The organism is Planococcus versutus (genome assembly GCF_001186155.3).
Taxonomy (GTDB): domain Bacteria; phylum Bacillota; class Bacilli; order Bacillales_A; family Planococcaceae; genus Planococcus; species Planococcus versutus.
In genome coordinates, this window is the sequence record NZ_CP016540.2 from 2,782,816 (window position 1) to 2,807,345 (window position 24,530).

Below are 24,530 nucleotides of genomic sequence, written 5' to 3' on the forward strand. Positions count from 1 at the left end.
TTGTTAATCTAAAAACTCTAGCCGATTACCGAACGGATCAAAAATAAAAAATCGCTCTACACCTGGAATGCTTTTATCTTCTTTAACTTCCACTTTATTTACTAGCAAATGTGCTTTCAGCTCTTTGTAGCCTGCTACTCGAAATGCTGGATGCGCTTTTTTAGCTGGTGAAAAAGGCTCTTCAACACCTACATGCAATTGTTGTTCGCCAAATCCAAACCATGCGCCTCCTCTTCTTTTCAATACTTCTGGTTTTTCAAGCTCTTGCATCCTCAAAATTCCTGCATAAAAAGCTATCGCTTCCCTTTCTTTTCCTGCAGGTGCTGCCACTTGTACATGATCGATCTTCAAAACAGAAAAATTCATATTCATACTCCTTTTTCTAGAGTTTATTTACTTTCTCAATAATATCATAGATGAATATTCCTCGATTTTTCGGTAACTCCATTTATTCACTTTGCAAACTCTTTCTATTTGACGTAGCATAAACAATAAAGAGGTGAATCCATATGACGTTCCCACAACAAGCTACATACTGGCTAAGTAGTCAATCCGTCTCAGTAGATCGTCTTCCTCAGCAACCGCTTAAGCAGGATATTCCGATCATGATTGAGGAACTAAAGAACTGGTGCCATACTGATAATGCGGGTGTAGCTGTTTCTTATTTTTTCCGACAATATGCACTTTACGTAACTGCTCAATTTACTTTACTCCACCAACATCATGGTTTTTTTTCTGTCGATTGGCGTGAATTGCAGTTTGACCGCGTTCATAATTACGGTTTGCCACTCTTGCAAACACATGTATCGTCTTCTACATTTCAAACTGTTGATTCAGAAAAGCGATTTCAAGCTTTTCATGACATTCTTTCTAAACAAGTTGATGACTTGTTAAACGAATTTAAAAAACACATAAAAATTTCTCCAATCACTTGTTGGGAAAATGTTCTTGGATCTCTTTTATGGTACTATGCCAGTATGGAAGCTCGGAATCCACGATTGGTAGCAGAAGATTTTGACTGGCTGCTAAATGCTGCAAATTGGAAACCTATTAAGACCTCTTATCTTGCTAAGCTACTCGGCAATACTTCGTTGCGACAAGCAGTTTCAAAGCCTTTACGAAAAACATGCTGTTTGTATAAAGAAATGTCTTCGTTTGATACGTGCACTTTTTGTCCAAAGCCAAATTAAAACACCTCAGCAACATGCTGAGGTGTTTGTTTTATACTTCAAATACTTCGTGTAGGATTTTTCCAGGGTCGTTATTCATCAAGTTTTTAAACACGCAACTTTTTGGTTTTTGTTGAAGTGTTTTCGCAAACGATTTAGCGTGATCGGCTTCTCCAACCACATGGATTTCTTCCCATTTGCGTTCTTTTTTCAATTTATCTATTTTGCTGCCCATATCTTTATAAAAACGTTCCAAATTCTCTTTTAGTCTATGATCTAGTTCATCGACTGGACTTCCACCGCCGCTTCCGCCAGTAACGGCTACGCCACCACCACCTGCTCCACCGCCAAGAGAGCCGGAACTGCGTACACCTTTTTGTTCAGTCCACACTTCTAGGCCTGCATCAAACTCATAAAAAAATTCTTCATTTATAATCCCCATCGATGTATCAATAACACGAATTCCTTTAAAGCCTGGCAAAACAATACCAGCATAAGGATAAGCTTTGTACATGTATCGCAGCTCTTCTAATTCAGGTTTGTTTTCCCAGTGAAAACTTGTTTTTACCGGCACTTGTACATAATGTACTGACCATAAATCGTTGTATGGGGATGCGAAAATGATGACTCCTTTTTGAAACTCTGTTTGGTTATCTAAAATTTCTTTTTCTACTTTTTTTCTCAAGTCTTTATAGTCTTTTATTTCTTTTTCGTTGTTCGAAGCTGTTAAGTACTCATCTAATCGCTTTAAGCCATTTTTCAGATGGATCTTCCATGCCCCATTTTGGGCATCCGGATCAGCTGGATTGGTATTCAAATATACACTTAACACGCAACGATCTGGACATTCAAAGTTTTTCAATTCCTGGATTTTGTCGTATAAGGTCATTCAATCATCCTCCTTGTTATATTCCATCCTTACTACCTGATTACCCGTATAGATTCTATTTAAACGAATCTTCTGAAGGTTTTTAAATTTGATGTTTAAATTTTTTTGTATTGTGGTAAATAGTATATGTATTGAAAAACCATAAAGGGAGCTGGAAAAAGTATGGAAAACATCAATAAAAAAGTTGAAGATAAATTAGAAAATACAGATCAACAGAAAAAAGATAAGATTTTAGCAGATTTCTCTGTATTCATGAATTACTTAAGTGATAAAGTGGAAATGGGCGAAAAATTAGGCTTGAGCGAAGAACGCATTGCGCAACTAGCTGAAAAAGTCGCATCTTACCTTGCGAAAAAAGAAGATCCTAAAAACAGCGAAGAATATTTATTGCACCGCTTATGGCAGGTTGGCGATAAAGAAGAGCAACACATGCTTGCACATATGCTAGTAAAATTAGCGAAAGATCAAAAGTAATTCTAAACAAAAAACCTTCCTCAATGGGAAGGTTTTTTTTCGTATAATCGGAACATAAGCAAGTAGACAAAACCGCTCGCAAATGCCAGTAACCCTAATACACCAAACGTCAATGGAAAACCAAACCAGGCTGTCATGGGGATAGAAATCGGTGCAATCATGCGTCCAATTGTGTAACGCAAACTAGCCGCCGCAAAGTATTGGCCGCGCATGTCTTCTGGTGCAAGCTTAGAAATAAAGCTTTGCTGCAGACCAACCACCATTAACTCCGCAAAAGTAAATATTCCCATTGCAACAACAAACATCCAGAACCATGACGTTAACGGAAACAACCACATTGCCAATCCATAAAAAGCAGCTGATGCAAAGAATACCCACTTCTCTGGAAACTTCGTCATCCATCTTGTCACAACAACTGTCAATAACGCCACAAACAACCCATTTTCAGCTAATAAAATACCGAAAGAAGTTTCCCCTGTAACGGACCATTCTTTACTAAAAAAGGAGGCAATTGTTTGTGTATCAATAGTTTCTCTCAAATAAATTGGGATTAACAAATCCAATTGCATAAAAGTTTGTGCTCCTAAAATTCCAGCGACGATAAACAGCATAAACAAGCGGTCTTTAAAAATTAGCCCATACTCTTTAAATTGCTTTGAAATCGCGCCCACCCAACCAGTTGCAGTTTGAGTTTGCCATTTATCTAGCATCACTTGTGACAACGTTTCTTTTATAAGCAATTTCAATACCAATCCGAGCAGCATGGATATAACGGTAACCACCAATAATAACTCAAAACGGTAAGAGAAAAAGAGAATTGCGCCAAAAAGAGGCCCTACTACGACTGCAATATTTAAAGTTGTATAAAAAATAGCAAAAACATCACCACGGTATTTTTCCGGTACAACATCAGCGATCATTGCTTGACTTGCTGGTTGATATAAAGACCCGCACATTCCAGCTAGTGTAAACGCGATAAATCCGAGCTCAGGAGATTGAAGCCAGGGTGAATTAGCAAAAGCAAATAACAAAAACGAAAAGCCTTGTGCAATAGAAGCGACAACAAGCATACGTTTACGTCCAAATCGGTCAGCACAATACCCTCCAACTAAGTTTGCAGCTACAGAAAAAACTTGAGAAACAACGAGCAATAAGCCAGCCGTTCCTTTACCAAACTCTTCTGCAAAGTATATTGCTAAAAACGGAAATACCATCCAATAACTTGTATTCATGAAAAATTCGCCAATTAAACGAACTTTTAAACTGCGATCCCAATCCTTAAATCTCATTTCCAATTCCCCGCGTTCTTCTATATGTCACGTCTGTTTTTCAGAGGCGCTAGTTGATAATTTCCAATAACCGATAACTTATGCAAATATCAATCATCAATTCTTTTCGTTCTTTAGCAAATTGAATTGAAATTCGTTCGTGGTCTCGTTCAACAATTTCACCTGCACCAAAAACGCGGTGACGAACAAAGACTCCTTCGCGCAATACTTCCTCGGAATGGATAGCGTTTGGATTATCAGGCACTGTTACGTTAATTGGTGTTTTTACTATATTACTTTGTGAAGTGACTAGCCTTTTTTCAGGAACGATTAACTTCCTCACTTCTTCTACAAAACGCGATTCATTGCCATGACTGATCAGCTCTAAATGCGTTTTTGCTCTGGTCATGCCCACATAAAATAATCGACGTGCTTCTTCTACTAAATCAGGTGCTTCCGCATCTTCTTCTGTTGGAATCACACCTTCTACTAAATCAATCATGTACACTCGTTCAAATTCCAACCCTTTTGAGCTATGAAAAGTTGATAAGGTCAACATATCATCTGTTTTTTCTTTTTTTGCTTGTTGCGTGACTTGTTCTAATTGTTTGAGTCGTTTAGCAAAAGCTGTCATCGATTCAAGAGGTTCTGCAATTTGCTCTAAAGTTGTGAAAATCTGTGCCAAGTACGTCATTTTCATTCCAAATTTCTCTGCACGACTAGCAAGCATTTGATCATAACCCATTTCTCCACGAATTGTTCGAATTACTTTCAAAGGTTTCATCCCATTTAAGGCAGCAAACCATTTTTTCTGCTCGTTTAAAATTTTAATTTGATAGTCTTTTAAAGTAATTGTTAAATTGATATCATCAAAGGCATTCTCGCTTGTTGGCTTCATACGACTCAGCATTTTCAACTGACTACTTGACCAATACGCATTGGTTTTGGAAGCAATTTTTGAATAGATGTCAATACGTTCTGGCTTTAAGCTAAAGCGCATAAAATTTAACATATCTTCTACAATCCAATGAGAGAAAAACCGGTTATCGGAATCTTTCATATAAAAAGGAATGCCTAAACGTTCTAGTTCACTCATTAGTAAAGTGGACGATGAGTTGTTGCGGTAGAGAATAGCAATATCTCCGTAGTCGCTTAGTTCTTTAAGTTCTTTTAAAACATATTTGAATTGTGCATCTTCTGAACTCAAACGTTTTAAAATAATAGGATCGCCTTCTGGTTGTTTCGTGAACATGCTTTTATCGTGTCGCTTTTTATTGGTTTTAATAAACTGATTCGCAGTCTGGACAATATTCTGCGAAGAACGGTAATTGCGTTCCATTTTCATAATATACGCATTGGGATAAACCGTTCTAAACTTCAATAAATATGTAGGCTCAGCTGCTCTCCACGTATAAATTGATTGATCGTCATCGGCTACAACACAAAGGTTTTGATGATGGGCTACTAACTTTTCAACGATCGCATGCTGTATGAGCGATGTGTCTTGGCTTTCGTCTGTCATGATGTAATCCCAACGCCCTTGGTATTTTGCCAATAGATTCTTATCTTTATCCAATGCTTCATAAGCCAGTGATAACATATCATCAAAATCCACTAACCTTACGTCATAGTTTTCTTTAAAGGCTTCGTATGTTTTGAGTATTTCAATGGCACCAGGAAAAGGTTCCTTCAACTTAGCCCATTGCTGTCTCGGCAACATTTTATTTTTGACATAGCTAATAAACGACATTAGTTCTTCTAATTGGTCGTCTGTGATCGGTTCATCGTTTTCAGTTCGATACATTTCACGAAGCAACTTTTTCTTATGAAGGCCATTGGTTTCATTGCCTTCAATCATAACGTAGCGTGACCCTGAAAAATAATCACGTGTAATTTGAAATGCTAAGCTATGAATAGTCGAAAAATCGATGGGTTGAAGTAAAGGAAAAAACCGCTTATAGCGCTCGAGCATATCATTAGCGGAAGCTTTACTAAACGTGATTGCTTTAATGCGCTGCGGTGATATTCCTTTTTCTTCGATCAAGTATCCAATACGCATGATCATTGTTGTTGTTTTTCCAGATCCAGGACACGCGAGCAATAGCAAAGGTCCTTCTGTCCGTTCTACTGCTTTTCGTTGTATTTTGTTTAACTGAACTCCAAGTTCCTGTTTTTTCCGTTCAAAGAATTGGCTCATGACAAGAGACTCCTTCATTTTTCAATACTCCTATATTAACACAAAAACGGAACCTTTTACGGCTCCGTTTTTGTAGATTTAGTTGAAAAATCGGTTGTGAATGACTAGCATACGTAAAAGAAAATACATGCAGTTTTTTATAAACTAAACCTACTTTTATTTTTGTGGTAAAATCTCACAAACTCGTCCGACTTGTCCATCTTCTAAACGTACTTTAATACCATGCGGATGCGTCGCCGAGTTGGTTAACAAGTCTTTAACAACACCTTGTGTTTTTTTTCCTGAACGTTGGTCTTGTTTCAAAATTACATTTACTTGGATACCTGGTCTTACATCGCTTCTTTTTTTACCATCCATATAAGTCCCTCCTTGCTTCTTTCTACTATACGCTACTATTTTCCTCTAAACAAAACAGATGTTGACAAGATATCAAAATAAAAAAGCGGGGTTACCCCCGCTTTTTTTATGATGCTTGATTACAAGCGATCGCGATCTATACGATTTTCACGGTTTAATTTGTTGTCTTTAGATTCAGTATCACCTTCAATATCTGCTTCTTCGTGACGAACTGTTTCATTGACAGTTTCTGTATCTTGTACTTTACGTTTTCCAACTACAATTTCTTCAGCTACTACGTCTTTTTTCGTTACTTCCACACGTTCTTCCGATATTGGAATGTGAATGTCTTCACCTTCTTGGTAAGCATCCCCAGTCAAAGTGGATTCGTTGTCAAACGAGTTCCCTGTTACTTCTTCATTTACGGGACGACGTTCAATATAAACTTCTTCACGTTCTACTGGTACTTCAATCGACTGTTCTTCTTCAACCACATGTTTACCAACATTTACTTCACCGGTTTGTACACGTTCTTTATCAACGCTCAAACGCTCTTCATGTAAACGCAATTTTTCTTCTTCTGTATGATCGTGATCCACATGTGTGTCTTTGGTATCAAAACGATTTGTATTTTCTTCTGTGAATTTATCTTCTGTACGATCAGATCCTAGACCAAATCCTGTGCCAGAATCTCTTCCAACACCTGCAGTGTCTGAAGTAAATGCATCATTTTTTTCGTTATAGTAAAGATCGTTTTTCTCATTCGTATCTACTGTTAATCCGTCTTTTGCTATTGCTTCGTTATCCATATGCGTTCCGCTTGTTCCTGCTCCAGTTAGCCCAGCTGCTCCCATTGTTCCTGCTGCAGAACTAGTTGAAGTGTTGTCATATGGTGCTTTTCCTTCGTAGTTTGCACCGTACTCACGGTCAACAAATAACAAGATTTTACCATTTTGAACTTCGTTGTAATAACGGTCCGCTTCGTCTTTGTCGACTCCCATTCCTGTGAATGCTTCGCGTGTTGAATCATCTCCTGATAAGAAGCCCATGAATTTGTCCATCCAGTTTCCTTCTGAAGATTTATAATCTACATCTGTACGCCCTCTAAGCATCGAAATTTGATCTTTATCCCGTGCCATTACATACATATCATCTTCACGAGAACCCTGCGCTTTTAACTCTTCAATTTTACTTAAAACTTCTGTCTCTGTTTCAAATGTACCCATAAATTTGTTGTTAGTCATTTCCTATTCCTCCAATTTTTATAATATGAATATACTTGCTTAGTCTAGAAAATACCCTGCCACACATTTTCTTAAACATATCAAAAGATAAACTAGTATTTTATATCTCTCTATTCGATTGTTCTATTCCAGTGACGATGCGCTGCAATAGCTTCTACAAATGGACCTATAAAGCTAGAAGCGTCGCGACCAACAACTACACCGGGCTGACTTTCAATACCAGCTACTTGCAACCATTTTTGCCCTTCATGCGTAGCGCCAATTGGCTTGTAATGATCGAATGCTTCTCCGATATAACGTGCTGCTTCTTTAGCGAATTTTTTACTTACGTCAGATCCGCCTACCGCATAAATGGCATCGTAAAGTACAGGATCTGTCGTTGTGAATGTGTGATCCACTTCAAGTTCTTTGCCTTCTAAACCTTTCAGTTTCCCTTGCATTTCACTAACAACTTCACAATGTACACCTTTAGTATTAAGCTCTTTTAAAATACTTATTACATCAGCATCATTAAATCCTTGGTCAATCAACACGCCCACTTTACGAGTAGCTGCTGATTTCACTGTATTTTCCATGCTTAATGCTGGTGAAGTCTTTGTCACATCAGAACCACCGCTAGTCGGAGGTGTTACCCCGATATTTTTAGCTACAGCTTGTGCCATTTCCAAATTAACATTGGCAAACATTTCTACAGCGCCTTCACGAATCCACATTTCCTGACACTTCCCAAGTTCAAAACTAAATGCTTCAATAATGTGCTGGCGTTCTGGTTTTGTCATACTGTTCCAAAACATAGTGGCTTGTGAAAAATGATCTTTGAAGCTTTCGCTACGAGCACGCACTTTGCGACCTTCTATTTTTTCTTCATAATGAGAATAGCCACCTTCAGCTTCGCTTACAGGAGCTGGCGTGTTGTTTGTAAACGAGCTTTTCTGATAGGCAACGCGCCCTTTATTAATTGATTGACGGCCCATTCCATCTCGTTGATTGTTGTGGAATGGACACACAGGACGGTTAATCGGCAACTCATGAAAATTCGGTCCATTTAAACGCAACAATTGCGTATCTGTATATGAAAATAGACGTCCTTGAAGCAATGGATCATTTGAAAAATCGATTCCTGGAACTACATGTCCTGGATGAAATGCCACTTGTTCTGTTTCAGCAAAGACATTATCAACATTTCGATTCAACGTCATTTTCCCCACTAGTTGAATTGGAATTTCTTCTTGTGGCCATAATTTAGTTGCATCTAGTAAATCGAAATCAAAGCTGTGTTCATCTTCTTCTGATACTATTTGTACGCCTAGTTCCCATTCAGGAAAATCAGCTTGTTCAATGGAATCGTATAAGTCACGACGATTAAAGTCAGCGTCTTTTCCAGCAATTTTTTGTGCTTCGTCCCAAACAAGCGAATGAGTTCCGAGTGTTGACTTCCAAGTAAATTTGACGAAATGTGATTTGCCTTCTTCATTGATAAAACGGAAAGCATGGACGCCGAATCCATCCATCATTCGGAAACTGCGCGGAATGGCACGATCTGACATTAACCACATTATGGTGTGCGCTGTTTCTTGATTGTTAATGACAAAGTCCCACAATGTGTCGTGTGCACTTGCAGCTTGCGGCATTTCATTATGTGGCTCTGGTTTTACTGCATGAACAAAATCGGGAAATTTGATGGCGTCTTGTATAAAAAAGACAGGCATGTTGTTGCCGACCAAATCATAGTTTCCTTCTTCGGTATAGAATTTAGTAGCAAAACCCCGTACATCTCTTACAGTTTCAGCAGAACCTTTTGATCCTGCAACTGTGGAAAAGCGTACAAATACGGGCGTTTTTTTTCCTTTTTCCGATAAAAATTTTGCTTTTGTTAAATGCTCTAGCGAATCATAAGTTTCAAATACACCGTGTGCAGCGTAACCTCTTGCATGGACAACTCGTTCTGGAATACGTTCATGGTCAAAATGCGTCATTTTTTCCCTAAAATGAAAATCTTCCAGCAAGGTTGGTCCTCGTTCACCGGCTTTTAATGAAAATTCATCTTCGGCCATTTTTAGTCCTTGGTTAGTCGTTAAACTTTTTCCAGAATCATCTACTCGGTACTGCTCCAACTGTTCATCTTTGCTGTTTTTATTTACTTCGGGTTGTTTTGACATTTTGCCACTCCTTCTCTTTTTTTATTCATTCTCCTAATACCCTGTCTGCTTTTAATAAACCTCCTTCTCTGTTTTATCCCAAAAAAATAACCGAAGGCTGTTTAAGCCTTCGGAAATCGTATTAAAAGATACTTAAATCCCATTCTTTCGAAATTTGTCGCAACATCATCGTTCCTGCCGCACTATTACCTTGCACATCAATAGCTGGACCATATACACCGATACCTGCTCCTGCTCGGAATTCGTACGTTTGTGAGTGTAGTTTCGGAGGTACTGCTGCCATAATTCCACCGGACACACCACTTTTAGCCGGAATTCCAACATGCGCTGCAAAATTGCCAGAAGAATTGTACATGCCACAAGTGACCATTAAGACTTTTGCAACTTGCGCAATTTCATCCGAAAAGTGCTTAACTTTAGTGATTGGGTTGTAGCCGTCATAGGCAATGATCAATCCGATCAACGCTAAATCTTTCGTGCTTACTTTAATGGCACATTGACGAATATAAATATCAAGTGCTTCTTCTACTTCGATATCTAGAAATTTTGCTTCTTTCAAATAATAAGCAAGTGCTCGGTTGCGATGCGAAGTCGCCCATTCAGAATCGTATACTTCTTTATCAAGCTCAAGTGGATGGCCTACCAACTCCTCTAAGAAATGCAGTAGAAATTCATACTTTTTCTGACTGGTCTGTCCGGGTAGCAAAGCTGAAATCGTAATAGCCCCGGCATTAATAAAAGGGTTGAATGGTTTATTAGGTCGATGAATTTCAAATGGAATAATGGAGTTAAATGCTTCTCCCGTTGGTTCAACATCAACACGTTCTAGTACAAACTCCAACCCATAATTACAGCTTAACGCGATAAACGTTAATGCCTTTGAGATACTTTGCAAAGTAAATTCTTTATCTGTATCGCCTGCGCAGTAATAGTTTCCATTATCATCTACCATACAGATGCCAAGCTGGCTTGGATCTTCTTTTCCTAATGCAGGTATGTATTGAGCAGTCGTTCCTAAAATGGCATGCCCTTTATTGTCTTCTACCCAAGCTTCTAATTGCTCTTGAATATGTGGATTATTTTGCACGCAATCCCTCCTTTTCTATCTTTTCTCTTATCATGACTGAAACCTGCTCGCTTTGTCAAAAGCTTATTTACTACCAGGCTACACCTAGCAACCCGTTTCTAAGTACGTAGAAATTTTTTCTATAGCTTGTCATACCATATTTTTGCAGCTTCAACTTCTGGCATCGTTAATTGATGACCAAACTCTTCCCAGTGTACCTCTACTTTTGCACCAGCATTTGTTAATAACTTCTCAAGTTCTGTCGTTTCTTCCGCAGAACAAATTGGATCATTCGTACCCGCTCCAATGAATACCGGAATAGTTGTTAAATCCGGTAAAGCTGTTTCTCGGTTTGGAACCATTGGATGATGGAGTATTGCTCCTTTAAAGGAATCTTCATGTGTGAACAATAAATTAGCAGCAATGTTGGCACCATTCGAATAACCAATGGCAATCACATTTTCACGGTTAAAATTATGCTCTTTTGCAGCTTGTGCAATAAATTCGTACAGTTCTTCTGTACGGATTTTCAAGTCTTCCATGTCAAAAACACCTTCAGCTAAACGTTTGAAAAAACGCGGCATGCCATTTTCTGATACATTTCCACGCACACTTAATACAGAGGCCTCAGGATCGATGTGAGAAGCAATTGCTAGCAAAGAATTTTCATCTCCTTCTGTCCCGTGAAGCATGAGGAGTGTCGGTTTAGCAGGATTGGTTCCTTGTTGGAAAATATGTTTCATTGATAAACAACCTCCAGTATAGTTTAGCTTTTTCTTTTCTAATTTTGTTTTTACTAAAGAGTAAAATATCTTGAATTCAAGATAACGTTAACACACATTTTTTATTCTTCCAATAATAAAGGTTCACAGCATTACATGCTGTGAACCTTTATGAAAAATTATACTTGTAGAGTTAACATATCTTCTAAATTTTCTTTCGAAAACAAGTAATTTTCATTACAGAAATGGCATTGTGCTTCTGCTTTACCATCCGTTTCAATCATGTCTTTAATCTCTATCATGCCGAGACCTTGAATTGCCTTTGAAATACGATCTCTTGAACATTGACATTGAAATTTTACTGGCATCTTATCTAATACGTTGACGTTTCCAACGCCCAAGACTTCAGTTAAAATGTCTTCTGGTGTCAAGCCTTTACGCACCATATGGGAAATTGTCGGAATAACTTTTAAACGAGCTTCAATGTGTTCAATGATGCTTTCTTCTGTACCCGGCAATAATTGAATAATAAATCCACCCGAAGCCAAAATCGTATTATCTGGGTTGACGATGACCCCCACACCTACAGACGACGGAATTTGTTCAGAAGTTGTAATATAATGCGTAAAATCTTCACCCAATTCACCTGATACGATTGGAACTTGTCCTACGAACGGCTGAAGCAAGCCAATATCTTTGGAAATCGACAATGTTCCTTCCGTGCCTACTGCTCTTCGAACATCTAACTTGCCTTGTTCATTTAAATCAAAGTGAGTTAACGGATTGCTTACATATCCTCTCACTTCGCCTTTAGCATTCGCATCTACCAAGATAGTGCCGATGGGGCCACCTCCATTAATGCGGATGGTTAACTTTTCTTCGCCCTTCATCATGGCACCTAACATAACGCTTGCTGTCATCGAACGACCCAATGCCGCAGACGCGGTGGGCCATGTATAGTGACGTCTCTGTGCTTCCGCAACTGTTTCTGTTGTACGTGCTGCGTAAGCACGCACTTGTCCATCGTAGGCTAAAGCTCGAACTAAATAATCGTTCATATTGTTCTTCCTTTCTGTATGCGAGCTTCCTACGGTTAGATTGTTTGTTTTTTTAGTTTTACTTTATCAGGTGTAACGTCGTCCCCTAGAGGATCTATGACTTTCATGCTCGTAACAGTCGACTCGACTTGGCCACGAATTGCGCGCAAATAATCTTCGCGCAAGACTTGACGTTCTACTTTTTCAGCATTGCTCAAGCCTTCTTGACGTGCTTTTTGAGATAATTGGTTAATGCGCGGTAAAATATCAATCATTCTTATTCCTCTTTTCTGTTACGTAACTAGTTTTTGTTCTAGCCATTCAGCTAATTCTGTCGTTTTCTTTTGAAACCTTTGCTCTTTCATTTTTTTCGAAAGAGATTCGATGGTTTCTCGTTGCATATGAGAACGCCATGCATGTTCAGCTTCTACCATTAACTCTGTCAATAAGCAGCAGCTTTCAGGTTCTTCAAGCTCCAATAAATCACCCAATACGCCACTCGGTGAATAAAGCGATTGTTGACCTTCGATGGCAACATATATATCAAACACATTAATATCTTCTGGTTTTTTGTTAAGTTTAAATCCGCCTTTAACTCCTGGTACAGATGTGATCAAGCCTGCACTGACCAGTTTTCTTAATAATTTTTGAAAATATGTTGGAGAAGTTCCTAGCTGTTGACTAATTGCTTCACCCGGAAGAACGGCTTTGTCCGGAAGCAAATTCAATAACAACACTGCATATACCGATTGTTCTACACCTGGTTTCATATGCACCTAAATCACCCTCTTTCAATTAAGGATAATAAATATCCTTAATATCTATAATACAACATCTCGAATTAAAAGTAAACAGCTTTGCTTACATGTTTTGTAAACTAGAAAAAGCTATCCGGAGTTGGATAGCTTTTTCTAGTTTATTGATTTAGACGATTCCCGACACTGCACCGTAAACAAGTGCCATTAAAATCACAAATGCAGGATGGACTTTTCTAATTTCAAGTAGCCAATAACTAACGATAATTAACACGATCGTTTGTATAGTCCCGGAACTTTCAATAGATGTCATAAAAAATTGAAGCGTCATCGCACCTAGTAATACAGCAATAACTGGACGCACTAACTTGGTGATATTCTTAACTTTTGGTGAATCTTTATACTTTAAAAGAGTAACCATTAAAATTACCATCAAGATTAGAGACGGTGCAACAGAAGCAAATAATGCAACAATCGCTCCTCCAATTCCACCTTCCGCATAGCCAATGTAGCCTGCCATTTTTGTGGCGATTGGCCCAGGCAACGCATTACCTAAAGCGAGAACCTCTCCAAATTCCTGCGTTGTCATCCACTCGTAACGGTCGACCACTTCTTTTTCAACAAGTGGAATAGAAGCAGGTCCGCCACCGTACCCTAATATACCTGGAATGAAAAATGCTAAAAAGAGATACCAGTAGATCATTTTGAGTCTCCTCCTTTTTTAAAGGAGGTTAAAGAAACAATTAAAATTCCGAATATGACGATTGCTGGATGGATGTTTAAAAATTCTAATAAGATAACAGCAAGTGTTGTAAACAAAATAGCACGTCCCATGCCTAACGACTTGCCTGATTTCTGAAAAAAGTCCCAAGTCATAATAGCGAGCATTACCCCAACAACCGGCACTACTGCAGCTGACATGCTGTTAACCCATTCAAGGTTTTTATACTTTTGTAAAATACCCAAGAGAATAATCATTAATCCAACAGTTGGAACAACTGTGGCCATCAATGCCACAAGACATCCAATCACACCATTTACGCGGTAACCGATATAACCAGCCATTTTCGTCGCAATGGGTCCGGGCATCGTATTTCCCAGTGCTAATGTGTCGCCAAATTCATCTTCAGTCATCCATTTATAGTTAACAACAGCTTCACGGTGAAAAAGTGGAATGGCAGCAGGTCCACCACCGAACCCAAGAAGACCTACACGAAAAAATGCTAAAAAAAGATCTTTATTGGTTTTCAGTTTGGAACTCTTTACTTGCTCTTTCTCCACTTTCTCGACGCCTACCAAACAGCCACCGAACCGTCTGTACGCGCTTCAGTGCCGCCTGATAATACACCTGTATCAGGATTGCGCCAAATGATTTGGCCTCTCCCAAAACTGCCGCCATCTGTTGCTACTTGAATTTGATGACCTTTTCGACTTAACGCTTGCACTAAGTAGTTTGGAAAGTCAGGTTCCACCAGAACAGTTTTCCCTTCAATCCATTGCCACCTTGGAGCATCAAGTGCTGCTTGTGGATTCATTAAATAGTCAATAGTATTCGTGACTACTTGGAAATGACCTTGTGGTTGCATATATCCACCCATAACACCAAATGGTCCAACAGCTTTGCCACCTTTCGTCAAAAACCCTGGAATAATCGTATGGAATGTCCGTTTACCTCCAACCAATACATTCGGATGCTCAGGATCTAACGAAAAGTCTGCTCCTCGATTTTGCAAACCAATCCCTGTTCCTGGGATGACAATTCCAGAGCCAAAACCCATGTAATTACTTTGAATATAAGAAATCATATTGCCTTCTTCATCTGCTGCTGACAAGTAAACAGTCCCACCTTTAGGCAATTCATAAGGCTCGGGGTCAGACGCGTTGTCTCCAATTTTTTTAGCGCGAGCTGCTGCATATTCTTCTGATAGAAGATATTCAGTACTGACAGGCATGCTTTCTGGTTCTGTAATAAATGCTTTACCATCTGTAAATGCTAGTTTCATGGCTTCAATTTGCTCATGATACGTTTCTGCAGTTTGCCATTTAGGCTGTTCCAGATTTTTAAAAATGTTTAGCGCCATTAATGCAACCATGCCTTGTCCATTTGGCGGAATTTCCCATACTTCATATCCTTTATAGTCTGTGGATACCGGATCTACCCACTCAGGCTCGAATGCTTTTAAATCTTCTTTTGTTAAAAACCCTTGATGTTCTTTCATGAAGTGATCAATTTTATCTGCAATTTCGCCTTCATAAAAAGAGCGGGCATTAGTTTGTCCAATATCGATCAATGTTTTAGCATGACCCGGAGATGACCACAATTCCCCAATTTCTGGCGCACGGCCATTTGGTGCAAATGTATCAAACCAACCTTGATACTCTTCACTAGTAAACGATTCTTTGTATTTAGCATAGGCCGCTTGCCAATACTTTCCGAGAATAGGCGTTAGTGGATAGCCTTCTTCTGCATAACGAATCGCTGGTTGCAAAGCTTCTGCAAGTGACAACTTCCCAAACTTCTTTGAAAGTTCAGCCCAAGCAGCAGGCACTCCCGGTACTGTTACAGGTACTAAGCCATGCGTTGGCATTTTTTCAAATCCAAGTGCTTTTACGGCTTCAGGAGAAATACTTTTCGGTGCAGGACCTGAACTGTTCAAGCCATGTAGTTTGTCTTTTACCCAAACTAAAGCAAACGCATCTCCACCGATTCCATTTGAAGTGGGCTCCACAACAGTTAATGCAGCAGCAGTGGCAATGGCTGCATCAATGGCATTCCCACCCTTTTGCATAACTTCAATACCCGCTTGTGCTGCTAGTGGTTGTGAAGTGGCCACCATTCCTTTTTTTGAAAAAACGGTTTGTCTTTGTGACATAAATGGGTTGTGTAAATAATCCATTAAAATTCCTCCTATCAGTATAAAAGCCGAATGCGGGAAAGCTTCCGCATTCGGCTTTTTGGTTATCCCGCAAAATGGCAAGCTGCAAAATGATCTTTTTCATGTTCGATAAAAGCAGGCTTTTCGACTTTGCAAATCTCTTGTGCAATTGGACACCGTGTATGAAAAGCACATCCGGAAGGTGGATTTGCTGGATTGGGCATATCTCCAACCAATCGAACACGTTCTTTCTTGGCATTTACTGTGGGTCTTGGAATAGCAGATAGTAACGCTTGCGTGTAGGGATGAAGCGGTTTATTGAAAATAGCTGAAACCGTGCTCATCTCTACTGTATTCCCTAAATACATAACCAGTACACGATCACAGAAATAACGTACCACACCTAGATCGTGTGAGATAAATAAATAAGAAAGGTCGTATTTTTCTTGTAATGTTTTTAGTAGTTTTAAAATTTGCGCTTGAACGGAAACATCCAGTGCTGAAACAGCTTCATCACAAATAATAAATTGTGGATTCAACGCGATTGCTCGAGCAATGCCAATTCGTTGTCGTTGGCCACCACTAAATTCGTGTGGATACCGGTCGTAATGCTCGGGTTTTAGTCCGACTTCTTTTAGTAAGTCCTCTACTGAATCTCTTCTTTCTTGCGTTGACATATCTGTATGCATTTTAAAAACTTCATCTAACGCATGTCCGACTCGTTGTCTGGGGTTTAAAGATGCATACGGATCTTGGAAAATCATCTGCATTTCTTTAACAAATTTCTTTTTTTCTCTTCGCTTTAAATCTTGAATTTCCTGATCATTAAAATAAATTTTTCCATCTGTTAACTCTTCAAGCCCTAAAATGGTTCTACCAAGAGTAGATTTGCCACAACCGGATTCTCCTACCACTCCAAGACTTTCGCCTTTATAAAGCTTTAGAGAAACAGATTCTACCGCTTTAACATTGCCAGTAACTCGTTTTAACAGACCGCCTTTAATTGGGAAATATTTTTTTACACTAGTTAACTCTAATAGAATATCAGACTTTAAGGGTGATTTTTCTTTGATTGTGGTCAACCGTTTCAGCCTCCTTGTCGATCAGCCAGCAGCTCGCATAATGCCCTTTTCCTGCATTGAATTCCGGAGGCTCGTCTATTTTGCACTTATCCATAGCGAACTTGCAACGCGGATGAAAACGACAACCTGTTATTTTTTCGTTTAAACCTGGCATATTGCCAGGAATCGGTTCTAACTCGAATTCTGGATCGTCTACATTAGGCACAGAGTTTAACAAGCCAATTGTATAAGGATGTTGAGGATTCTCGAAAATTTCACGTACAGGGCCTTCTTCGATTTTCTTGCCTGCGTACATAACCATTACACGATCTGCCACTTCTGCTACAACGCCCATATCGTGAGTAATCAACAATACGCCCATATTCAATTTATCTTTCAAGTCTTTCATCAAATCCAAAATCTGAGCTTGAATGGTCACATCTAGAGCAGTTGTAGGTTCGTCTGCTATTAACAAGCTAGGATGGCAAGCAAGTGCCATAGCGATCATAACACGTTGCCTCATCCCTCCACTTAGTTCATGTGGATATTGGTTTAAACGTTTATCCGGACTGGGAATTCCTACTTGTCTGAGCAATTCGATACTTTGTTTACTCGCTTCTTTCTTTGATAACTTATGGTGCAAAAGCAATGGTTCCCGCAATTGATAGCCGATGGTCAGTACCGGATTCAAAGCAGTCATGGGTTCTTGAAAAATCATCGACATCTTATTACCTCGAATACGGCGCATCTGCTCATCTGAATTTTTTTGAAGAGACTCTCCATTTAATAAGATTTCTCCGCTTTCAATAGACCCATTAGAAGGCAGAAGCCTCATTACGGATAAAGATGTAATACTTTTTCCGCAACCTGATTCTCCAACGATGCATAAAGTTTCTCCTTTGTTCACATGAAAGGAGACATCTCTGACCGCTTGTAATGAACCTTCCGCTGTACGAAAAGATGTTACTAAATTCTTCACTTCAAGTAATGTCTCCGCCATACTTTCCCTACTCTCTAGTTACGTTTTGTAAGAACCATTGGCCGTTCGGATCTAACTGAAGTCCTTTAATCGATTGATCTGTAGCTGCCGTCACAACACCATGGTACATGACAACGACTGCATCTTCATCTAACATCAACTGATTTGCTTCTTCTAAATATTTTTTACGTTCTTCTTGGTCCACTGTTGTGCGCGATGCTTCAACAAGTTTATCAAATTCTGGATTACTGTATTGCGCTCGGTTTGAAGCACCGACATTGTCCGAATGGAAGTTAGGGTAAAACATTTCAGAACCGTCACTTGTAACATTCGACCAACTCAAGAATGTCAAATCGTAATCACCTGATCTTGCCGTATCTAAGAATGTAGCCCACTCCATTGTTTCAATTTCTACATTGAAACCAGCTTCTGTCAGTTGAGATTGAACAATTTCAGCCATTAGGACAAAATTATCACGGTTAGCAGCAAGTAATTTGATTGGCTCGTCGCCAAATCCATTTTCTTCTACTAATTTTTTAGCTGCTTCTGGATCATATGCAGTTCCACCTTCGTCTGCTGATTTGTCATAACCAAAAACTTGTGGTCCAAGAACACTATCGCTTCTTACACCTAATCCATTTAGTTTTTCAACAAAAGCATCACGGTCAATTGCACTTGCTACTGCTTTTCGGAAATCTGGATTCTCGCTACGTTCTTGCGAATGATTGAACGTCAAGTAATAAACCGGTGTTCCTTCTTTTTTCGTTACTTCAACGTTGTCAATTGATTCAACGCGAGACAATTGTTCTGAAGGCAAGGCATCAATAAAGTTTACTTCGCCTGTTTGCAACATCGAAATCGCTGTTGAAATTTCAGGAACAACTTTGTATGTCACTTTGTCTAGTGTTGGAGCACCATCCCAATAAGCTTCGTTTTTCTCCAAAACGACTTGGTCGCCTTGATTCCAGCTCTCGAACTTAAATGGTCCAGTTCCTACAGGATTTTGCATCAAATCTTGTACTTGGTCAGCTGTTGGAGAAATGATTGCCGCATTGGAGTGTGACAAAGCTGCCAATAACGGTCCATATGGATATTTTGTTTTGATTTCTACTGTTGTTTCATCAACTGCTGTAACTGTATCAATTGGCTCTAGTAGAGATGCACGAGGCGCTGCAGTAGCCGGATCCACTAATTTGTCAAATGTGTATTTTACTGCTTCTGCATTGAATGGCGTGCCATCTTGAAACTCAATTCCTTCTTTTAATTTAATGACCCAAGTCAGTTCATCAGGGTTTTCATAGGATTCTGCTAATTTCGGTTCAAGTTCCATTGTTTCTGGATTGCGCTCAAACAAATTTTCATAAATCTGAGACATGACACTTGAAGACACTGAGTCATTTGTCATGATTGGAGATAATCCCACTGCGTCTGTAGTAGAGGCATAAATAACTTCTTGTCCTTCCGATTCAGAAGAACTTGAGGTCTTTCCACTTTCTGTACCTTCAGGAATTGTACTTTCCGAACACGCTCCTAGGATGAGCAAGCCAATCAATGCCAATAAAAACAACCATTTTTTATTCATTAAAAATCCCCCTATATGTTTTATTGTTGTAAATCCATATTTGGATCAAGCGCATCCCGAAGGCCATCGCCTAATACATTAAAAGCAAACACAGTTAACATAATTGCAATTCCCGGAACAATGGTCAAATGCGGTGATGACCACATAAAGTCCTGTCCTTGTGAAATCATTGCTCCCCATTCTGGTGTGGGTGGCTGAGCGCCGAGACCTAAATAACTGAGCGCTGCTGTCGATAAGATTGCTGTCGCCATTCGCATTGTTGCGAAAACGATAATGGGTGCAGAGGCATTCGGCAAAATGTGCCGAACCATGATGCGTAAATCAGATGCCCCCATCGATCGCATGGCCATGATGTATTCTTTTTCTTTTATTGATAACACCGACCCACGTACAATTCTGGCGCACGTTGGAATCGACCAAATACTGATTGCAATTGCCACGTTGACTAAGCTTGTGCCAAGAATTGCAATAATCAGCATCGCTAACAAAATTCCCGGAAACGAAAACAGCAAGTCAACAAAACGCATGATGACAGCATCCATTTTCCGATAATAGCCCGCTAACATTCCTAAAATAATTCCTCCTACGAGACCTAAAGTTACAGCCACACTTCCCACAACAAGTGAAATTCTTGCGCCGTATACAATTCGGCTCCAGACATCTCGTCCATAATTGTCTGTTCCCAACCAATGACCTTCGCTGAAAACTGGCATTTCGCTATTGGCTAAGTTTTGTTTAATGGGATCGTGAATCGTAATATATGGTGCAAATATCGCGATTAAAATTTGAAGAATAACAATTATTAAACCAATAACAGCTAGTTTGTTTTTGAACAAACGCTTGAGTGTTGTTATATAGTACTTTTCTCTTTTTTTCGGTTTTAGCTTGAGCGTTTCAGCTGTTGTCATAGCTCCTTCTCCTCTCTATTCATACTTGATGCGTGGATCAATGTACGTGTAAACGATGTCCACGATTAAATTGACTAGTACGAATAACGTGGCGACAAGTAAGACGGAACCTTGTACCATCGGGAAGTCCCGAGCTGCAATAGCATCAATCATCAAGCGTCCAACGCCATTAATCGCAAATACTTTCTCAGTAATAATCGTACCTCCAAGCAAAAGTCCGAAGTTCAATCCAATAACAGTAATAATTGGAATCATGGCATTTTTCAACGTATGAATCCAAATTACATTTTTTTCCTTAACCCCTTTTGCTCTGGCAGTCCGCACATAATCAGCACGAATTACTTCTAGCATCGATGAACGAGTCATCCGTGCAATCATAGCAGCAGAGCCCGTTCCTAGGGTAATTGCTGGCAAAATCAATTCTTTAATGCCGTCAATAGTATAAAAGGGATTGGACATTCCACCAACAGGTAGCCATTGAAGATTTACGGAAAATACTAAAATCAATAAAGCGCCAAGCCAAAAGTTAGGAATGGAAATTCCTGCGAGAGCAAGAGTAGTTGCCGAAACATCCAAAAGCGAATTTTGTTTTAATGCAGAAACTAGTCCAGCAACAACTCCGATAATTACTGCTACGATCATGCTGGCAATTGCTAATTTCAACGTATTAGGAAATCGAATCATGATAGCATCTGCAACCGGTTGACTAGTTTGATAAGAATATCCGAAGTCCCCTTGGACTGCATTCCCTACGTATCTCACATATTGAGTAAGAAAAGGATCATTCAAACCCAAGTTGTCTCGAATTGCAGTAATGTCTGATTCGGTTGCTGTAGGCCCTCCGATAACAGCAGCTGGATCTCCTGGTGCTATATACATCGAAGAAAACACAAGGAAAGAAATACCTAGCAACAAAAATAGTAATTGCAAAGCTCGACGTACGATTAAAGAAACCAACAATACACCCCCAGATCATTTGTTAAGCAATTATTAAAATTCGCTTTCCAAATGTTAATTATTTTGATAATTTTGATTATAAAGCACTGATTAGAAAAAAGCTACACTGTTTTTACAAAAGTATGAATTTTTTATTATTTATCTTTCACAAAGATCTTTTTTTCGCTATTTTACTAACTTTATGTATAATACATCCTATCAATAGTTAATTATTGGTTAGATTTTTTACACAAAAATAAAAGTCTGCAGCTTTTTAGCTGCAGACTTTTATAATTTCATTCCGGTTCGACTCTTGAAGCGTCGAAGTAAAATGTGGCTCTCTACTCTTGTAATCCCTTCTAACGCATACATCTCTTCGTTGATAAATTTTTCAAGGTCGATAAAATCATCGACCAACACATGCATATGAAGAGTTGATGGTCCCGTCATTTGGTAACAACTCGCAACACTTGGATTGTCCGCCAAAGCTTGCGCTACTTTTACGAGTGAAGCAGGCTCACAATCTACCTCGAAAAAGCCTGACACTTTTTTGCCCACTTTTTCACTATTGATGACGACCGTAAAACTTTCAATCACACCCGCTTCAGTGAGTTGATGCACTCGTTCTCGAATGGCCACACGTGACAAACAAAGTTCTTTGCCGATGTCGACATAGGACATGCGGCCATTTCCTGTTAATAATGCCAGTATTTTTCGATCAATTTCATCTAGTTTCATACATACACCTCAAGCTCTCATTTTAAAATTCTGTTGGTTATTTACGCAAATGCAGTTGTATGCAATAAATACCCGGAGCGACTTCAACTACTGCTCCTTCTTGAAACCCAAACCATTTATAAAGTGCCATTGCTGGTTTGTTGGCTGAGCCGGTACTAACGATAAAATCGCATGCATACTGTTTTTTCAGCAAATAATTCAATAGCTTTTTCCCAACTCCCTTTCGAAAATGAATGGGGTCGACTACCAGTCGATAAATATCAACAACATCTTCTTCTAGTTTATAAGAAATAACACCTTGCAATTGCTCTTCACTATAACCCAAAAATGTTTCCGTACTGTTTTGAATTTCTTCAATCGTTTCAGCTAACTGTGGAATTTTGTAAAACCCGATTAGCTCGGCTTCTACACGGTAAGCAGCTTGTTGTATTTGCTGAATTTTTTTTGCAATTGATCTGTTTTGATGATCTAGTTGATAAACCATATAGCTATCACCCTTACTTAAACTTTACCATGATATTCTTTATAGAGTTGATAAAATTAGTTGTGAAGAAAATCGAGCAACTCAGCAAATCTGTCTGTAGCGTCTTTATAGCCCTGATTGTATAAAATTTCAAGTTTTACTGGATCTCGCTCTAAGCCCTTAATTTTGTATAAATTAGCTGGACGAATAACTAAAGCTGACTTTTCTCTTTCTAATTGCTCAATAAACTCCATTGTTTCATTGTAACGCAAAGGTCTTTTTTCCATTTGCTTTGCAATCGCTGGATACTTACGTACAAACGCTGGCATGATTTTTGCTAAACGGCTCGCTTTTTTTCGATAGCCTTTTTCTCTTGTTAAAATAATGATTGGCTTTGTAACTCCATCAGATAGCGCTTTTCTGATGGGAAGCGGATCAGCAATACTGCCATCCATTAAATAGTGACCGTTAAATTCTACTGGTTGTGACATTACTGGCAGTGAACTCGATGCTCGTATAATAGATAAAACGTCTTCTGGTCGATTTTGTTTCTCAAAATATACAGCTTTCCCTGTTAGACAATCGGTTGTTCCTACTACAAATTCTTCTGTTGCATTGCTAAAGCGCTCATAATCAAATGGCACTAAGCTGTTTGGAATTTCATCAAAGATTAAATCCATTCCAAAAAGTTCTCGTTTAGTCCATAAGTTTTTAACTGAAATATATTCAGGATGATTGACGTAGCCGATAGTAACTTCTCGATTGCGACCGCTTTGTCTTGAAATGTAAGAAGATGCATGACAAGCTCCTGCTGAAACACCAATTATATAATCTACAACTACATTTTCTTCCAATAGCTTTTCAAGAACACCACCTGTGTAAACTCCGCGCATTCCACCACCTTCTAATATTAAACCGCTTTTCATCGTTCCCCACTCCTTTGGCTGATAAAAAACCTTCCTTAACCTATTTTCTCAATAATTTCTGGTTTGTTATTTTTAGGAGAATTAACTTCTTCAGAAACCTGATAAACTTCCATGTCAATTGCTTTATAAGGTTTTAACAACGATTTCAATAGTTCAATATCTTCTACGCGGGGATCTAGCCACGTTTGTTCGTCTTGTTTTGATAAAATAACAGGCATCCGGTCATGAATTTTTTTCATTAACTCATTTGGAACAGTTGTCAATATGGAACAACTATTGACTATCTGACCATCGGGCGCTTTCCAAGATTCCCAAAGAGCTGCAAAAGCGAAAGGTTCATCTGTTTTCAATTTGATGCGCATTGGTAGTTTCTTGCCATCTCTTTTTTGCCATTCATAAAAAGAATCAGCGATTACTAAACAACGTTTCTTTTTGAACGCATTACGAAAACTGGGCTTGTTCTCGACTGTTTCAGAACGAGCGTTAATCATTTTATATCCTATTTTACTATCTTTTGCCCACGGAGGAATAAGCCCCCAACGGAGTTTGCCAAGTCGATTGTTATTCCCATCGTTTACTACTGCCACTACTTGTTGAGAAGGTGCCACATTATAGCTTGCTACGTATTCATCTTTTCCAATGGTCGTTTCCTCAATAGCAAAGCGTTCAATCAACACCGTGTAATCGGTGAATAATGAGTATCTCCCACACACATCAATCGCTCCCCACATTAATTATTAGTCAC

Annotated in this window: 26 protein-coding genes; 2 read left to right on the plus strand and 24 right to left on the minus strand. The window is 39.0% G+C overall.

The features are described from left to right. Positions 1 to 3 precede the first annotated feature (3 nt). A complete protein-coding gene (locus I858_RS13985) occupies positions 4 to 366 on the minus strand; it encodes a VOC family protein (RefSeq protein ID WP_049693045.1) in 363 nt (120 codons plus the stop codon). 143 nt (positions 367 to 509) lie between these two features. Here I858_RS13985 and I858_RS13990 point away from each other — a divergent pair, with 143 nt between their 5' ends. Continuing rightward, positions 510 to 1,190: a hypothetical protein gene (locus I858_RS13990; RefSeq protein WP_049693046.1), complete on the plus strand. Its 681-nt coding sequence runs from the start codon at positions 510 to 512 to the stop codon at positions 1,188 to 1,190. Positions 1,191 to 1,221: 31 nt separating this feature from the next. On the opposite strand, the gene I858_RS13995 is transcribed toward I858_RS13990, so the two are convergent. Then, positions 1,222 to 2,058, minus strand: a complete 837-nt coding sequence (locus I858_RS13995) for a VLRF1 family aeRF1-type release factor (RefSeq protein WP_049693047.1) — start codon at positions 2,056 to 2,058, stop codon at positions 1,222 to 1,224. 162 nt (positions 2,059 to 2,220) lie between these two features. Between I858_RS13995 and I858_RS14000 the strand changes: the two genes are divergently transcribed. Beyond that, positions 2,221 to 2,532: a DUF3243 domain-containing protein gene (locus tag I858_RS14000; protein WP_049693048.1), complete on the plus strand. Its 312-nt coding sequence runs from the start codon at positions 2,221 to 2,223 to the stop codon at positions 2,530 to 2,532. 20 nt (positions 2,533 to 2,552) lie between these two features. Here I858_RS14000 and I858_RS14005 read toward each other — a convergent pair whose 3' ends face one another. From I858_RS14005 to I858_RS14110, 22 genes are all read right to left on the minus strand, one after another. Next, complete coding sequence (locus tag I858_RS14005) at positions 2,553 to 3,821, minus strand: MDR family MFS transporter (protein WP_049693049.1); 1,269 nt, start codon at positions 3,819 to 3,821, stop codon at positions 2,553 to 2,555. A 49-nt stretch (positions 3,822 to 3,870) separates the two neighbouring features. Continuing rightward, positions 3,871 to 5,997, minus strand: a complete 2,127-nt coding sequence (locus I858_RS14010) for an ATP-dependent helicase (RefSeq protein ID WP_049693050.1) — start codon at positions 5,995 to 5,997, stop codon at positions 3,871 to 3,873. A 156-nt stretch (positions 5,998 to 6,153) separates the two neighbouring features. Then, positions 6,154 to 6,354 (minus strand): YwbE family protein, encoded by a 201-nt coding sequence (locus tag I858_RS14015; protein WP_049693051.1) that lies wholly within the window; start codon positions 6,352 to 6,354, stop codon positions 6,154 to 6,156. A 119-nt stretch (positions 6,355 to 6,473) separates the two neighbouring features. Next, positions 6,474 to 7,577, minus strand: coding sequence for a DUF2382 domain-containing protein (locus I858_RS14020; protein ID WP_049693052.1), 1,104 nt, complete (start codon positions 7,575 to 7,577; stop codon positions 6,474 to 6,476). 110 nt (positions 7,578 to 7,687) lie between these two features. Then, positions 7,688 to 9,736 carry a catalase gene (locus I858_RS14025; RefSeq protein WP_049693053.1) on the minus strand — a complete coding sequence of 683 codons (2,049 nt, stop codon included), beginning with the start codon at positions 9,734 to 9,736 and terminating at the stop codon, positions 7,688 to 7,690. A gap of 121 nt (positions 9,737 to 9,857) precedes the next feature. Then, on the minus strand, positions 9,858 to 10,823 hold the full coding sequence (locus I858_RS14030) for a glutaminase (protein ID WP_049693054.1): 966 nt from the start codon (positions 10,821 to 10,823) through the stop codon (positions 9,858 to 9,860). A 119-nt stretch (positions 10,824 to 10,942) separates the two neighbouring features. Further along, positions 10,943 to 11,545: an alpha/beta hydrolase gene (locus I858_RS14035; RefSeq protein WP_049693055.1), complete on the minus strand. Its 603-nt coding sequence runs from the start codon at positions 11,543 to 11,545 to the stop codon at positions 10,943 to 10,945. A 158-nt stretch (positions 11,546 to 11,703) separates the two neighbouring features. After that, complete coding sequence (gene hslO, locus I858_RS14040; RefSeq protein ID WP_049693056.1) at positions 11,704 to 12,582, minus strand: Hsp33 family molecular chaperone HslO; 879 nt, start codon at positions 12,580 to 12,582, stop codon at positions 11,704 to 11,706. Positions 12,583 to 12,617: 35 nt separating this feature from the next. After that, on the minus strand, positions 12,618 to 12,836 hold the full coding sequence (locus I858_RS14045) for a DUF896 domain-containing protein (RefSeq protein ID WP_049693057.1): 219 nt from the start codon (positions 12,834 to 12,836) through the stop codon (positions 12,618 to 12,620). An 18-nt stretch (positions 12,837 to 12,854) separates the two neighbouring features. Beyond that, positions 12,855 to 13,337 carry an RrF2 family transcriptional regulator gene (locus I858_RS14050; RefSeq protein WP_049693058.1) on the minus strand — a complete coding sequence of 161 codons (483 nt, stop codon included), beginning with the start codon at positions 13,335 to 13,337 and terminating at the stop codon, positions 12,855 to 12,857. A 148-nt stretch (positions 13,338 to 13,485) separates the two neighbouring features. Next, entirely contained in the window at positions 13,486 to 14,019 is a 534-nt protein-coding gene (locus I858_RS14055; RefSeq protein WP_049693059.1) for a chromate transporter, read from the minus strand. Next, complete coding sequence (locus I858_RS14060) at positions 14,016 to 14,597, minus strand: chromate transporter (RefSeq protein ID WP_049693176.1); 582 nt, start codon at positions 14,595 to 14,597, stop codon at positions 14,016 to 14,018. The genes I858_RS14055 and I858_RS14060 overlap by 4 nt, the downstream gene beginning before the upstream one ends. A gap of 11 nt (positions 14,598 to 14,608) precedes the next feature. After that, positions 14,609 to 16,213, minus strand: a complete 1,605-nt coding sequence (locus I858_RS14065) for a gamma-glutamyltransferase family protein (protein ID WP_049693060.1) — start codon at positions 16,211 to 16,213, stop codon at positions 14,609 to 14,611. Positions 16,214 to 16,275: 62 nt separating this feature from the next. Next, on the minus strand, positions 16,276 to 17,274 hold the full coding sequence (locus I858_RS14070) for an ABC transporter ATP-binding protein (protein ID WP_049693061.1): 999 nt from the start codon (positions 17,272 to 17,274) through the stop codon (positions 16,276 to 16,278). Further along, positions 17,237 to 18,253 (minus strand): ABC transporter ATP-binding protein, encoded by a 1,017-nt coding sequence (locus I858_RS14075; RefSeq protein ID WP_049693062.1) that lies wholly within the window; start codon positions 18,251 to 18,253, stop codon positions 17,237 to 17,239. Before I858_RS14075 ends, I858_RS14070 begins: the two co-directional genes overlap by 38 nt. A 7-nt stretch (positions 18,254 to 18,260) precedes the next feature. Continuing rightward, entirely contained in the window at positions 18,261 to 19,814 is a 1,554-nt protein-coding gene (locus I858_RS14080; protein ID WP_049693063.1) for a glutathione ABC transporter substrate-binding protein, read from the minus strand. 20 nt (positions 19,815 to 19,834) lie between these two features. Further along, positions 19,835 to 20,722 carry an ABC transporter permease gene (locus tag I858_RS14085; RefSeq protein WP_049693064.1) on the minus strand — a complete coding sequence of 296 codons (888 nt, stop codon included), beginning with the start codon at positions 20,720 to 20,722 and terminating at the stop codon, positions 19,835 to 19,837. 15 nt (positions 20,723 to 20,737) lie between these two features. Further along, positions 20,738 to 21,679, minus strand: coding sequence for a nickel ABC transporter permease (nikB, locus tag I858_RS14090; RefSeq protein WP_049693065.1), 942 nt, complete (start codon positions 21,677 to 21,679; stop codon positions 20,738 to 20,740). Positions 21,680 to 21,946: 267 nt separating this feature from the next. Next, positions 21,947 to 22,396 (minus strand): Lrp/AsnC family transcriptional regulator, encoded by a 450-nt coding sequence (locus I858_RS14095; protein WP_049693066.1) that lies wholly within the window; start codon positions 22,394 to 22,396, stop codon positions 21,947 to 21,949. A gap of 37 nt (positions 22,397 to 22,433) precedes the next feature. Beyond that, positions 22,434 to 22,880 carry a GNAT family N-acetyltransferase gene (locus I858_RS14100; RefSeq protein ID WP_049693067.1) on the minus strand — a complete coding sequence of 149 codons (447 nt, stop codon included), beginning with the start codon at positions 22,878 to 22,880 and terminating at the stop codon, positions 22,434 to 22,436. Between the two features lie 56 nt (positions 22,881 to 22,936). Beyond that, positions 22,937 to 23,785, minus strand: coding sequence for a patatin-like phospholipase family protein (locus I858_RS14105; protein ID WP_049693068.1), 849 nt, complete (start codon positions 23,783 to 23,785; stop codon positions 22,937 to 22,939). Positions 23,786 to 23,820: 35 nt separating this feature from the next. Continuing rightward, on the minus strand, positions 23,821 to 24,498 hold the full coding sequence (locus I858_RS14110; RefSeq protein WP_049693069.1) for an SOS response-associated peptidase: 678 nt from the start codon (positions 24,496 to 24,498) through the stop codon (positions 23,821 to 23,823). Between the last annotated feature and the right edge of the window lie 32 nt (positions 24,499 to 24,530).